Below are 13396 nucleotides of genomic sequence, written 5' to 3'. Positions count from 1 at the left end.
TGATGGGAATACGGTTCGGGGCGTGCGCACCCTGGGAGTGGACCTGGCCGCGGAGCCGACGAAGACCGCGCTGGCGGTGTTGCGATGGACGTCCGGGCGCGCGGAGGTGGAACGGGTCACGCTCGGTGCCACCGACGCCGACATCGTCGACGCGGCGCGGGGGTGCGACCGCGTGGGGATCGACGCGCCGTTCGGCTGGCCGGACCCGTTCGTGGCCTTCGTGGTCGCCCACCATCGCCTCGCCGACCCGCTCGCCGCCGCCGGGGTGGGCGAGGCTGCGCTGTCGGACACCCGCGCCGCGCGAGCGGTCCTGGTGCGCCGCACCACCGACGAGGCGGTGCGCACCCGAACCGGTCTCATCCCGCTGAGTGTCTCCGCCGACCTCATCGCGCATGTCGCGATGCGCTGCGTCGGACTGTTACGGGCGCTCGGTGTGACCGACCGCCTCGACGGGCCGGTCGTCGAGGCGTATCCGGCTGCCGCGCTGCGCGTCTGGGGCCTGGACCACCGTGGGTACAAGGGTGCTGCGAAAGCGGCGATCCTCGACCGTCTCGTCGACGACGTCCTCGCGGCCGCACCGTGGCTCGACCTCGGCGCCTCCGCCGCGACGATCCGCGGCAACGACGACGTCTTCGACGCGGTGATCGCGTCGTGCATCGCCCGAGCAGCAGCGGTCGGGCGCACGCATCTCCCCGACGCCGACGTCACCGACCTCGCCCGCAGGGAGGGCTGGATCCACCTGCCGTCGCACGACCTGACCGGACTCGCCGCGGACTAGTCGTGCCGGCAGGTCACCGTCGTGCGGGGATCCCGGCCGTCCTCGTCACGTCGAGGTAGATGCCGCGCTGCGCGGACCGCAGCGGCGGGATCAGTTCCGGCAACCATCCGTCGAACTGGGTGGTCGCCCCGACGACCGGCAGCCCGGCCATGGTGAAGTCCGCGACGGCACGGCGGAGGTGGTTCGCGCTGGAGACGAGGATCGCGTTCCCCAGCCCGCGCGATCGGGCGATCGATGTCGAGTTGATCGCGTTCTGCACCGTCGAGCCGGACCTGTCCTCGACGACGATCCGCGACGCGGGGATGCCACGGCCCACCAACCAGTTCCGCATCACGACGGCCTCGGTCATGCCGGCGTGCGGCGCGCCGCCGCTGACGATGACCGTCGACCACGGGGCGGCGATCGCCTGCAGCCACGCCGCCTGCATGCGGGCGGTCAGTTCGTCGCGCATCGAGCCGTCGGGCATCAGCCCGTAACCGAGCACCACGATCGCGGTCCGCGGACCGATGATCCCGGGCAACGGGTTCGGGATCGTCCCGACCCCGGCACCGATCGCACCGAACATCCGGCCCACCGTGCCCGCCATCGCCGGCGACACCGCCGCGAGCCGGTTGAGCGCGTTCTGCCGCGTGATGAGGTCGAGGGTGAAGTCGGACCACAGCGCCTGCAACGCGAGTGCCTGCGCGTCGTTCGGCGCGATCCTCAGCAACGCACCGAGATCACCGAGCCCACCCGCGACGTCGCCGTCGGTGACCTTGGTCTGGGCGGAGTTGTAGAGCGTGGTGGTGGCGGCCGCCGCGACCGCCGGTGCGGCCAGACCCGCCTGCAGCGCACCGACCCCGCCGGTGAGGGCGACCAGGGCGATCAGGGCAGCTGTGCACCGCCGGACACGCTCGAACGACATCGCAGCTCCCTTCATCGCCTGTGCGACACAGCGACACTAACGAGGCCCATGAGGCCGAAAGGCACAGGTGGGACACGGGCTGGTCTCGAGACCGTCACCCACCGGCGTGTTGCGACCCCGTCGCCGCGTGTCCCTCGTTCGACGGACGCGGCCGTGGCGCAGGTGACCCGAAAGCGGACCGATCCTGTCCTCGATCGGTGCAATCATCGTCGGCATGCCCATCGAGTCGTCCGCACGTCTGTTGTCGCTGCTGTCGTTGCTGCAGATGCGCCAGGAATGGTCCGGCGCCGATCTCGCCGGTCGCCTCGACGTCACCACCCGCACCGTTCGTCGTGACGTCGACCGACTCCGCACGCTCGGATACCCCGTCGACGCGACCGTGGGTGTCGGCGGCGGCTACCGCCTGGGCGCCGGCGCCGAGATGCCGCCGCTGCTGCTCGACGACGCCGAGGTCCTCGCCGTCGCCGTCGCGCTGCAGTCCGGCGCCACCCGGTCGGTGACGGGCCTCGACGACGCCGCCTCGGGTGCGCTGTCGAAGTTGCGGCAGGTCATGCCGTCCCGCCTGCGCCATCGGCTCGACGCCCTGACCGTCGAGACCGTCTCCGGTCCGGCGCCCCGGTCGTCGGTGGACGCGGCGACGCTGTCCGACATCGCTCTCGCATGCCATCGACGCGAACGCCTCCGCTTCGACTACAGCGCGCGGTCCGGCGAGGAGACACGACGGGAGTGCGAGCCGTACCGCCTGGTCCGCAACGGCGCCCGGTGGTATCTCCTCGCGTGGGACCTCGGACGCGACGACTGGCGGACGTTCCGCGTGGACCGCATGACACCCAAGACCCCCACCGGCCCGCGTTTCGTCGCCCGGGACCTCCCGCCCGGCGGTGCCGCGGCGCATGTCGCGGCCAGCATCGGCGCCGCGACCCGATCCGCCGACGCGCGCGTGCGCATCCACGCGCCGATCGGGCGGGTGGAGCCGATGGTCTACCCGGAGTGGGGTGTCATCGAGACCGGTGACGAGAACACCTGCGACATCACGTTGTTCGGCTCCTCGTTGGACGCGATCGCGTGGTGGCTGCACCGGTTCGACGCGGACTTCACCGTCCTCGAGCCCGCGGAGCTCCGGGCCAAGTGCCTCGATCAGGCCACCGCACACGAGGAGATCGTCCAGCGGTACCGCGCCGCGGCCGCGGGGTGAGTGCGCGCAGAGGGATTTGAACCCCCGACCGCTGGTGTGTAAGACCAGAGCTCTGACCGCTGAGCTATACGCGCGCGAGCGACGACCCGACGGGGTCGAGCCGACAGCAGAATCTAACGCCCCCGCGGCACGCGGGGAAATCCGCGCGGATCCGCGTCAGGAGTCGAGGCGTTCGAGCACCTGACCCCACAGCGCGTCATCGCGCATCTCTCCGGGGCCGACCATGTGCGAGAAGGTGACCACGCCGTCGAGGTCGATCACGAAGGTGCCGCGGTTGGCGTATCCGCTGCGGGGGTTGAACACGCCGTACTCGATGGCCGTCGCCCCGTGCGGCCAGAAGTCGGAGAGGATCGGGAAGAGGAAGCCCTGCAGCGACGACCACACCTTGTGGGTCGGCGGCGGTCCCACCGACACCGCCAGCAGCGCGGTCGTGTCGTTCTCGAAGTCGGGCAGGTGGTCGCGGAGATAGCCCATCTCGCCCTCACAGGTGCCGGTGAAGGCGAGCGGGAAGAACACGAGGACGAGTTTCTTGCTCCCGACGACCGACCCGAGGGACACCCGCTGATTGTTCTGGTCGCGGAGTTCGAAGGCGGGCGCACGGGTACCGGGTGCGATCGGACCCGTGGGCATCGATGTGGGCTGATCGGTCGACACGGCCGGCGATGGCTCCGAGGACGTCGTGGGCAACGGCGAGGGGGTCATCTCTTGGGCGTACGGGCCTTCGGCTGCACGAGACGTGAGCCGGACCAGTCACCCAGGTTCATCGCGGAGGTCTGCGTCAGACCAGCGGTCGGAGCGGCCTCGGCGATCTCGGCGGGGTCGACGTAGCCGTCGGTACCGGTCTTGGGTGAGAACACCCAGACGTAACCGTCGTCGGCCAGCGGGCCGATCGCGTCGACCAGGGCGTCGACGAGGTCGCCGTCGGATTCGCGCCACCAGAGGATGACGACGTCCATGACCTCGTCGGAGTCCTCGTCGAGCAGCTCACCACCGGTGATCTCCTCGATGTCGATGCGGAGTTCGTCGTCGGTGTCCTCGTCCCACCCGAGTTCCTGCACCACCATGCCCGAGCTGAACCCGAGCGCCTCGGCCCGATTACCGTGCGCGGCAACCACCGCGGGCGACCTCCTTGACTGCGACCGACTGTTGACCTTCCACGGGCGCACAGGCCCGGGGTTGGAGTCCAGACAACAGTGTGACCGACCAACTTGCAAGCCGGGGCGGGATGTCCGCGCGCCGTGTCGGTGCAAGTCGTGGGGGCTCGGTCAGCGTGGGGCGGTGGGGGCCGGCGGAGGCGCGGCCGCGCTCGTCGACGGCACCGAGCTCGTCGGCGCGGCGACAGGTCGGCAGACGGCGAGCAGGTCGTCGCGGGCGCGGAGGAATCCGCCCGAGGCCGCGTTGAGTTCACCGCGACCCTTCGCCCGGACGACCCCGGCCAGCGCGTCGGACCTGTCGGCGACGGCCACGGCAGCGGATCGGACCTGCGGCCCGGTGTCCGTCGCCAGCGCCCCGCGGACAGCACCCGCACCCCGGGTGAGCGCGTCGACCGCGGCGAGGTCCGCGCCTTTGAGCGCTGCGTAGTCCTGCGTTGCGTTCAACGCCGTCACGAACGAGTTGTAACTGCGGAGCATCGTGACCACCGACGAGGTGGCGGTCGAGCAGGCGGTGTAGTCGGCCCGTTCCCGGGCCTGCGTCGAGGCGGCCTGCGCAGAGGACGACACGTCGGCCCGGTAGGCGCTGGCGTCGGCGGCGTCGACCCGCGCCGTGCCGTCGACCGCCGTCGAACACCCCGCGATCAGCGCAGTCGCCGTCGCGACCACACCCGCGAGACACGCCCGCGACGAGCGGCGACCGGCTGACTTCACGCAGCGCATCCTGCCCCAGTGCCCGCGTGGGCGACAACATGTTCCGGGCACCGGACACCGCGCACGGTGACGCCCCGGCGACCGGAGGCACCCGAACGTGTGCCCTGCCGCGTCACATACGGCACGATTGGTGACGTACCTCGCCCGGACACACCCGTCCGCTCGCGGGGTCGCACCGGTCGACGCACCCCGCCGACCGCACGGACCACGACAGGCACATCACGCCGCGAGGACACGAGGAGCCCCCCACCAGTGACACAGCAGATCAGCTCGGCATCGTCGACATCCGGCGGCGACCGGGTCCGGGTGATCAGGGAGGGCGTCGCCTCCTACCTCCCCGACATCGACCCCCAGGAGACCGACGAGTGGCTCGCGTCGTTCGACGGGCTCCTCGAGAACGCCGGCCCGGGCCGCGCCCGCTATCTGCTGCTGCGGATGCTCGAGCGCGCCAGCGAGCGTCGTGTGTCGATCCCCGCGCTGACCTCGACGGACTACGTCAACACGATCCCCACCGAGAGCGAGCCCTGGTTCCCCGGTGACGAGGAGGTCGAACGCCGGTTCCGCGCGTTCATCCGCTGGAACGCCGCGATCATGGTGCACCGCGCCCAGCGCCCCGGTGTCGGCGTCGGCGGCCACATCTCCACCTACGCGTCGTCGGCCGCGCTGTACGAGGTCGGCTTCAACCACTTCTTCCGCGGCCAGGACCACTCCGGCGGCGGCGACCAGATCTTCATCCAGGGACACGCGTCCCCGGGCATCTACGCCCGCGCCTACCTCGAGGGCCGCATCGACGAGGCGCGCATGGACGGGTTCCGACAGGAGCACAGTCACGCCGGCGAGGGCGGCGGGCTGCCGTCGTACCCGCACCCGCGCCTCATGCCCGACTTCTGGCAGTTCCCGACGGTGTCGATGGGCCTCGGCCCCATGAACGCCATCTATCAGGCCCGCTTCAACCACTACCTCGCCGACCGCGGCATCAAGGACACCACCGATCAGCACGTGTGGGCGTTCCTCGGCGACGGTGAGATGGACGAGCCGGAGTCGCGCGGTCTCGCGCATGTCGCCGCCACCGAGGGCCTCGACAACCTGACGTTCGTCGTCAACTGCAACCTGCAGCGGCTCGACGGCCCGGTGCGCGGCAACGGCAAGATCATCCAGGAGCTCGAGTCGTTCTTCCGCGGCGCGGGCTGGAACGTCATCAAGGTGGTCTGGGGACGCGAGTGGGACTCGCTGCTCCACGCGGACCGCGACGGCGCCCTGGTCAACCTGATGAACACCACCCCCGACGGTGACTTCCAGACCTACAAGGCCAACGACGGTGCGTTCGTCCGCGAGCACTTCTTCGGCCGCGACCCGCGCACCAAGGAACTGGTCAAGAACCTGACCGACGCGCAGATCTGGAACCTCAAGCGCGGCGGTCACGACTACCGCAAGGTCCACGCGGCCTACGCCGCCGCGATGGCACACAAGGGCCAGCCGACGGTCATCCTGGCGCACACGATCAAGGGCTACACGCTGGGCAAGCACTTCGAGGGCCGCAACGCGACCCACCAGATGAAGAAGCTGACGCTCGAGGACCTCAAGGACTTCCGCGACTCGACACGGATCCCCATCTCCGACGAGCAGTTGGAGAAGGATCCCTACCTGCCGCCGTACTACCACCCCGGCGCGGACTCCCCCGAGATCCAGTACATGCTCGACCGCCGCAAGACCCTCGGCGGGTTCCTCCCCCGTCGGCGCACGAAGTCGAAGACGCTGGCGATCGATCCGAAGCCGATCGTGAAGACCGCGGCGAAGGGGTCCGGCAAGCAGCAGGTCGCCACCACGATGGCGCTGGTGCGCATCTTCAAGGAGCTGATGCGCGACAAGGAGGTCGGCAAGCGCGTCGTGCCGATCATCCCCGACGAGGCCCGTACGTTCGGCATGGACTCGTGGTTCCCGTCGCTGAAGATCTACAACCGCAACGGTCAGCTCTACACGTCGGTCGACGCGGAACTGATGCTCGCCTACAAGGAGAGCGAGAGCGGGCAGATCCTGCACGAGGGGATCAACGAGGCGGGGTCGACCGCGTCGTTCACCGCAGTCGGCACGTCCTACGCCACGCACGACGAGCCGATGATCCCGCTGTACATCTTCTACTCGATGTTCGGTTTCCAGCGGACCGGTGACGGCCTCTGGGCCGCGGCGGACCAGATGGCGCGGGGGTTCGTGCTCGGCGCGACCGCCGGGCGCACCACCCTGACCGGTGAGGGACTGCAGCACGCCGACGGGCACTCGCTGCTGCTCGCGTCGTCGAACCCCGCCGTGGTGGCCTACGACCCGGCCTACGCCTACGAGATGGCCCACATCGTCGTCGACGGTCTGCGCCGGATGTTCGGCGAGGACCCGGAGAACGTCTACTTCTACATCACCGTCTACAACGAGCCCATCGTGCAGCCGCCGCAGCCCGACGATCTCGACGTCGAGGGTGTGCTCAAGGGCGTCTACCGCGCCCATCCGGCGGCCGAGCGCAAGCAGTACCCGGCCAACATCCTGGTCTCGGGCGTGACGATGTCCGACGCGGTGCGGGCGCAGGAGTTGCTCGCCGAGGAATGGGACGTCTCGGCCGACGTGTGGTCGGTGACGTCGTGGAACGAGCTGGCCCGCGACGGCGTCGCCCACGAACGGGCGAACCTGCGCGAGCCCGACGGTGACCACGGGCAGGCCTACGTGACGCAGGCGCTCGGGCAGTCGGAGGGTCCGTTCGTGGCGGTCAGCGACTTCATGCGCGCCGTCCCGGAGCAGATCCGCGCGTGGGTGCCGGGTACGTACCTCACCCTGGGCACCGACGGCTTCGGCTTCTCCGACACCCGGCCGGCCGCGCGTCGGTTCTTCAACGTCGACGCCGAGTCGATCGTCGTGGCGACGTTGCTGGCGCTGGCCCGTGAGGGTCACGTCGAGCACTCGGTCGCGGCGAAGGCGGCGGAGAAGTACGCCATCACCGACGTCCTCGCCGCGCCGAAGCAGACGAGCGACCCCGGGGTGGCGTGACGGGCGACTGATCGACGTCTCGCCACCGGCACGACGCTCTAGGGTGTGCTGGTGAGCGAGACGGCGTCGACAGAACATCCATCGGGCGACCCGCTCAGCATCCGGGGCGCCCGGGTGCCGGCGCCGGCGGACGTCCACGCCGCACTCCCGGACACGCTGCTCAAACGCGTGAAGCAGTACAGCGGCCGACTCGCCACCGAGGCCGTCCACTCGATGCAGGACCAGCTGCCGTACTTCGCCGATTTCGAGGCGCAGCAACGCGCGTCGGTGCAGTTGGTCGTGCAGACGGCGGTGGTGAACTTCGTCGAGTGGTTGCAGGATCCGGACGGCAACCTGACGTTCACGGTGCAGGCCTTCCAGGCGGTGCCCCAGGACCTGGCCCGCCGCATCACACTGCTGCAGTCGGTCGAGATGGTCCGGGTGGCGATGGAGTTCTTCGAGAAGTGGCTCCCCCTGCTCGCCCGCAACGACGCGCAGCTGCGCGCGCTGACCGAGGCGGTGCTGCGTTACGGCCGCGAGATCGGGTTCGCGGCCGCCGCCATCTACGCCTCGGCGGCCGAGTCCCGCGGCGCCTGGGATTCACGACTCGAGGCGCTCGTCGTCGACGCGGTCGTCCGCGGCGACACCGGACCGACGCTGCTGTCGCGGGCCGCCGCCCTGAACTGGGACACCGAGGCGACCGCGACCGTCGTGGTCGGCTACCCCCCGCCCGAGCAGAACGTCTCCGTCCCGCTGGCCATCCACACCACCGCGCGCAAACACGACCGCGCGGCGCTGTCCGTGGTGCAGGGCACCCTCCTGGTCGCGATCGTCAGCGGGGACATGACCTCCGGCGACGAGTTCGTGCAGGAACTGCTCACCCACTTCGCCGAGGGACCCGTCGTCATCGGCCACACCACCCCCACCCTCGGAGCCGCGCACGCCAGCGCGGCGGAGGCGTTGGCGGGCATGGAGGCGGTCGCGGGATGGCCGGGGGCACCCCGGCCCGTGCACAGCTGGGAGCTGCTCCCCGAGCGCGCGCTGCTGGGCGATGCGGCCGCCGTCCGCACCCTGAACGACTTCCTGGTAACGCCACTGGCCAAAGGAGGCGACACACTCACCAGCACCCTGGATGCGTACCTCGACTCCGGAGGGTCCGTCGAGTCGTGCGCGAGGGAACTGTTCGTCCATCCGAATACTGTCAGATATCGACTAAAACGGATCGCGGAGGTGACCGGGCGGGACCCGACCAACCCTCGCGACGGGTACGTCCTGCGAGTGGCCGCGACCGTCGGACGGCTAGCACGGGAGCGGCACAGAACGTTGACATGAGTACCTCTGTCAACACCAGTCACAATTTGGTGGAGTTTTGCCCACTCGATCGTGATCGGCGCTGTTCTATATCACGAGTTGCGATGCGGTGACGAACCGGACTCGCCCCGACAGTCGTTTGTGGGAACCCTACAAATAGCGCGACGAAGGTTCATCGGCGCCGACAGCCCGCCGACCCCCGCTCAGGGTGTTCTCTGTTCACGTGCTCACGTTGCTCGCGCCCGGACAGGGCTCGCAGACCCCGGGAATGCTCGAGCCCTGGCTCGAACTGGCCGGCGCTGCCGATCAGATCGCCACGTGGTCGAAGACCATCGGGCTGGATCTCGCGCGCCTCGGCACCACCGCGACGGCCGAGGAGATCACCGACACCGCGGTGACGCAGCCGCTCGTCGTGGCCTCCGCCCTGCTCGCGTTCGACGAACTGGCGAAGCGTGAGGAGCTCCCCTCGGACCTGGTCGTCGCCGGCCACTCCGTCGGTGAGCTCGCCGCGGCGGCGATCACCGGCGTCATCACCCGTGACGAGGCCGTCTCGCTGGCCGCCGTCCGTGGCGCCGAGATGGCGAAGGCCTGCGCGCTGGAGCCGACCACGATGGCCGCCGTCCTCGGCGGTGACGAGGAGCAGGTGCTCGCCCGTCTGGCCGAACTCGACCTGATCCCCGCCAACCGGAACGCCGCCGGGCAGATCGTGGCCGCGGGCAGCGTCGAGGCCATCGACGAGCTCATCGCCACCCCGCCGGAGAAGGCCCGAACCCGTAAGCTGTCCGTGGCGGGGGCCTTCCACACGCACTTCATGGCGCCGGCGCAGGACGCCGTCGCGGCCGCCGCTGCGTCGATCACCCCGCGGGAGCCCACCGCCGTGCTCCTCTCGAACTTCGACGGCCGTCCCGTCACGTCGGGGGCACAGGCCCTCGAGCGCATCGTCGCGCAGGTGACGAACCCGGTGCGGTGGGACCTCTGCTCGGCCACCATGCGCGAGCTCGGCGTCACCGGCCTGGTGGAGCTGCCCCCGGCGGGCACGCTCACCGGCATCGCGAAGCGCGAACTCAAGGGTGTCCCGACGCGGGCCTGCAAGACCCCCGACGACCTGGACGGGGCAACAGGACTTGGATAGCGGCTCCCGCACCTGCGGGAGCACCCGGAAGGCGTGACACGCCAGTCCAGACGATGCCGAGCATCGGTCCGGAAATCACAGCTCGAAGACGACGAACATGAAGGGAGCCACCCAGTGGCGACTCAGGAAGAACTCATCGCCGGTATCGCGGAGATCATCGAAGAGGTCACCGGCATTGAGCCCTCTGAGGTCACGATCGACAAGTCCTTCGTGGACGACCTCGACATCGACTCGCTGTCGATGGTCGAGATCGCGGTCCAGACCGAGGACAAGTACGGCGTGAAGATCCCGGACGAGGACCTGGCCGGGCTGCGCACGGTCGGTGACGCGGTGGCCTACATCCAGAAGCTCGAGGCCGAGAACCCCGAGGCCGCTGCGGCCATCCAGGCCCAGGTGGACTCCGCCAAGAAGGCTGAGTGACGTAATTGACCACCTCTCTTCGTGAGTTCTCGACCGCGGCTGGGAACTTCCCCAACGTCGTGGTGACCTCGATGGTCGCCTCGACATCCGTCGGTGAGGATCTCGACTCCACCTGGAAGGGTCTGCTCGCCGGCGAGACCGGCATCAGGGCCCTGACAGACGACTTCATCACCGAGTACGACCTCCCGGTCCGCATCGGTGGGAAGCTCGTCAAGGATCCGACCGAAGAGGTGTCACGCGTCGAGGCCCGACGCATGAGCTACGTCGAGCGCATGGCGCATGTCATGAGCAAGCGACTGTGGGAGCAGGCCGGCGAGCCGGATGTCGAGAAGGAACGCCTCGCGGTCGTTCTCGGCACCGGTCTCGGCGGTGGCGACGCCCTCATCGCGGCGCACGACGCCATGACCGGCACCAAGAACTACCGCAAGGTGTCACCGCTCGCGGTCCCCATGACCATGCCGAACGGCCCCGCGGCCGTCATCGGCCTCAACGTGGGGGCGCAAGCCGGCGTCATCACGCCCGTCTCGGCGTGCTCATCGGGGTCGGAGGCCATCGCTCACGCGTGGCGGCACATCGTCCTCGGTGACGCCGACATGGTCGTCACCGGCGGTGTCGAGGGGTTCATCGACGCCGTGCCGATCGCCAGCTTCGCGATGATGCGGGCGATGAGCACGCGCAACGACGATCCCGCCGCGGCATCTCGTCCGTTCGACAAGGACCGTGACGGCTTCGTGTTCGGCGAGGCAGCCGCGCTGCTCGTCCTCGAGCGCGAGGACCATGCCCGGGCCCGCGGTGCGCACATCCACGCGCGTCTGCTCGGGTCGGGCATCACCTCCGACGGGTATCACCTGGTCGCACCGCACCCCGAGGGGACCGGCGCGGCTCGTGCGATGACACGGGCGATGGAGACCGCAGGGATCTCCAAGTCCGACGTCACGCACGTCAACGCACACGCGACGTCGACCTCCATCGGCGACACCGCGGAGGCGTTGGCCATCAACGCGGCACTCGGGGACCACGTCTCCGTGTACGCACCCAAATCGGCGCTCGGGCACTCCATCGGTGCGGTGGGCGCATTGGAATCGGTCCTGACCATCAAGTCCGTCGAGGAGGGCGTCATCCCGCCCACGCTCAACCTCGACAACCAGGACCCGGAATGCGCACTCGACATCGTCGCCGGTGAGCCGCGGTACGGGCACATCGAATACGCGATCAACAACTCGTTCGGATTCGGTGGGCACAACGTCGCGCTCGCCTTCGGTCGTTACTGACCACGACCTGGGTGCGGGGGCGACTCCGCCGGAACTGCTAGGAGACCTGATGACCACAATGGCACCGCTCACCTCGACGGAGGAGACCGTGGATCCTCGTGATCCCATCCTGCGCTTGACCAACTTCTTCGACGAGGGATCGATGTCGTTGCTGCACCCCCGCGACAAGTCGGGTGTGCAGGCGGCCGTCGGTCGGGTCAACGGCGTCCGCACCATCTCCTACTGCACCGATGGCACCGTCATGGGCGGTGCCATGGGTGTCGTGGGGTGCGCGCACATGGTCAACGCCATCGACACCGCGATCGCCGAGCAGGCCCCGATCGTGGGCATCTGGCACTCCGGCGGGGCCCGCCTCGCCGAGGGCGTGGAGGCACTCCACGCCGTCGGCCAGGTCTTCGAGGCGATGGTCCGCGCGTCGGGCTACATCCCGCAGATCTCGGTCGTCGTCGGTTTCGCCGCCGGCGGCGCCGCCTACGGGCCGGCACTGACCGACATCGTGATCATGGCCCCGGCCGGGCGGGTGTTCGTCACCGGTCCGGACGTGGTCAAGAGCGTCACCGGCGAGCAGGTCGACATGGAGTCGCTCGGTGGGCCGCACACGCACGGCAAGAAGTCCGGCGTCAGCCACATCACCGCCGACTCCGAGCCGGACGCCCTCTGGCGCGCCCGTCGCCTCGTCGCGACGTTCAGCCAGCAGGGGCACTTCAGCCGTCGGCGTGCCGAGGCCGGGGACACCGACCTCAAGGCTCTGCTGCCGGAGTCGAACCGCCGGGCCTACGACGTCCACCCGGTCGTCGCCGGTCTGCTCGACACCGAACTCGCCGCCGACGGCGAGACCGAGATCTCCAGCTTCGAGGAGATCCAGGCCAAGTTCGCCCCGAACATCGTGGTCGGCTTCGGTCGGCTCTCCGGTCGCAGCGTCGGCGTCGTCGCCAACAACCCGCTCCGCATGGGTGGGTGCCTCAACTCGCTGAGCGCAGAGAAGGCCGCGCGCTTCGTCCGCCTGTGCGATGCGTTCGGCATCCCGCTCATCGTCATGACCGACGTCCCGGGGTACCTGCCCGGTGTCGGGCAGGAGTGGGACGGTGTCGTACGACGTGGCGCGAAGCTGCTCCACGCGTTCGCCGAGTGCACGGTCCCCCGCGTGACGCTGGTGACCCGCAAGATCTACGGCGGCGCGTACATCGCGATGAACTCCCGCGCCCTCGGGGCCACGGCCGTGTTCGCGTGGCCCGGCTCGGAGGTCGCGGTCATGGGCGCGAAGGCCGCCGTGGGCATCCTCCACAAGAAGGCGTTGGCCGCCGCTGCCGACGACGAGCGCGAGGCCCTGCACGACCGTCTGGCCGTGGAGCACGAGGCGATCGCCGGTGGCGTGGGGCGTGCCCAGTCGATCGGCGTGGTCGACGAGATCATCGACCCGGCGAAGACGCGCAGCATCATCGCCGAGGCCTTGGCCTCGGCCCCGGCCCGTCGCGGACGGCACAAGAACATCCCGCTGTGATCGGACGCTG

12 protein-coding genes and 1 tRNA gene are annotated in these 13396 nt (G+C 69.7%); 8 read left to right on the top strand and 5 right to left on the bottom strand.

From position 1 onward, the window contains the following. The first annotated feature begins 22 nt into the window (after positions 1-22). Positions 23-778 carry a DUF429 domain-containing protein gene (locus LX14_RS17680; RefSeq protein ID WP_253648689.1) on the top strand — a complete coding sequence of 252 codons (756 nt, stop codon included), beginning with the start codon at positions 23-25 and terminating at the stop codon, positions 776-778. A 13-nt stretch (positions 779-791) separates the two neighbouring features. Here LX14_RS17680 and LX14_RS17675 read toward each other — a convergent pair whose 3' ends face one another. Continuing rightward, on the bottom strand, positions 792-1682 hold the full coding sequence (locus tag LX14_RS17675) for a YdcF family protein (RefSeq protein ID WP_253648688.1): 891 nt from the start codon (positions 1680-1682) through the stop codon (positions 792-794). A gap of 214 nt (positions 1683-1896) precedes the next feature. Between LX14_RS17675 and LX14_RS17670 the strand changes: the two genes are divergently transcribed. Beyond that, entirely contained in the window at positions 1897-2877 is a 981-nt protein-coding gene (locus LX14_RS17670; protein ID WP_253648687.1) for a helix-turn-helix transcriptional regulator, read from the top strand. Between the two features lies 1 nt (position 2878). Here LX14_RS17670 and LX14_RS17665 read toward each other — a convergent pair. The 4 genes from LX14_RS17665 to LX14_RS17650 all read right to left on the bottom strand — a co-directional run bounded on the left by LX14_RS17665 (position 2879) and on the right by LX14_RS17650 (position 4742). Then, a tRNA-Val gene (locus LX14_RS17665) sits at positions 2879-2951 on the bottom strand. Between the two features lie 82 nt (positions 2952-3033). Next, positions 3034-3507, bottom strand: a complete 474-nt coding sequence (locus LX14_RS17660; protein ID WP_253648686.1) for a peroxiredoxin — start codon at positions 3505-3507, stop codon at positions 3034-3036. A gap of 68 nt (positions 3508-3575) precedes the next feature. Continuing rightward, positions 3576-3992, bottom strand: coding sequence for a DUF3052 domain-containing protein (locus tag LX14_RS17655; RefSeq protein WP_308214137.1), 417 nt, complete (start codon positions 3990-3992; stop codon positions 3576-3578). 150 nt (positions 3993-4142) lie between these two features. Beyond that, positions 4143-4742: an Rv2240c family protein gene (locus tag LX14_RS17650; RefSeq protein ID WP_253648685.1), complete on the bottom strand. Its 600-nt coding sequence runs from the start codon at positions 4740-4742 to the stop codon at positions 4143-4145. Between the two features lie 252 nt (positions 4743-4994). Between LX14_RS17650 and aceE the strand changes: the two genes are divergently transcribed. The 6 genes from aceE to LX14_RS17620 all read left to right on the top strand — a co-directional run bounded on the left by aceE (position 4995) and on the right by LX14_RS17620 (position 13386). Next, the gene (gene aceE, locus LX14_RS17645; protein WP_253648684.1) at positions 4995-7772 is read left to right on the top strand and encodes a pyruvate dehydrogenase (acetyl-transferring), homodimeric type; all 2778 of its coding nucleotides are present in this window, start codon (positions 4995-4997) and stop codon (positions 7770-7772) included. A 51-nt stretch (positions 7773-7823) separates the two neighbouring features. Then, complete coding sequence (locus tag LX14_RS17640) at positions 7824-9083, top strand: PucR family transcriptional regulator (protein WP_253648683.1); 1260 nt, start codon at positions 7824-7826, stop codon at positions 9081-9083. Positions 9084-9285: 202 nt separating this feature from the next. Then, positions 9286-10194 (top strand): ACP S-malonyltransferase, encoded by a 909-nt coding sequence (locus LX14_RS17635; protein WP_253648682.1) that lies wholly within the window; start codon positions 9286-9288, stop codon positions 10192-10194. Between the two features lie 114 nt (positions 10195-10308). Continuing rightward, positions 10309-10614: a meromycolate extension acyl carrier protein AcpM gene (gene acpM / locus LX14_RS17630; protein ID WP_253648681.1), complete on the top strand. Its 306-nt coding sequence runs from the start codon at positions 10309-10311 to the stop codon at positions 10612-10614. A gap of 5 nt (positions 10615-10619) precedes the next feature. Further along, entirely contained in the window at positions 10620-11885 is a 1266-nt protein-coding gene (locus LX14_RS17625) for a KasA/KasB family beta-ketoacyl-ACP synthase (RefSeq protein WP_301283864.1), read from the top strand. Positions 11886-11934: 49 nt separating this feature from the next. Continuing rightward, positions 11935-13386 (top strand): acyl-CoA carboxylase subunit beta, encoded by a 1452-nt coding sequence (locus LX14_RS17620; protein WP_253648679.1) that lies wholly within the window; start codon positions 11935-11937, stop codon positions 13384-13386. The last annotated feature ends 10 nt before the right edge of the window (positions 13387-13396 follow it).

Origin of the sequence: Williamsia deligens (assembly GCF_024171765.1) — a bacterium.
Lineage (GTDB): Bacteria > Actinomycetota > Actinomycetes > Mycobacteriales > Mycobacteriaceae > Williamsia_A > Williamsia_A deligens.
Note: the sequence above shows the minus strand (reverse complement) of the source record. Positions and strands in the feature narration are given on the sequence as shown.

Excerpts from the sequence above, each read along its gene's own strand:
- LX14_RS17670 (WP_253648687.1), top strand. The coding sequence starts at position 1,897 with ATGCCCATCGAGTCGTCCGCACGTCTGTTGTCGCTGCTGTCGTTGCTG.
- LX14_RS17660 (WP_253648686.1), bottom strand. The coding sequence starts at position 3,507 with ATGCCCACGGGTCCGATCGCACCCGGTACCCGTGCGCCCGCCTTCGAA.
- LX14_RS17675 (WP_253648688.1), bottom strand. The coding sequence starts at position 1,682 with ATGTCGTTCGAGCGTGTCCGGCGGTGCACAGCTGCCCTGATCGCCCTG.
- LX14_RS17620 (WP_253648679.1), top strand. The coding sequence starts at position 11,935 with ATGACCACAATGGCACCGCTCACCTCGACGGAGGAGACCGTGGATCCT.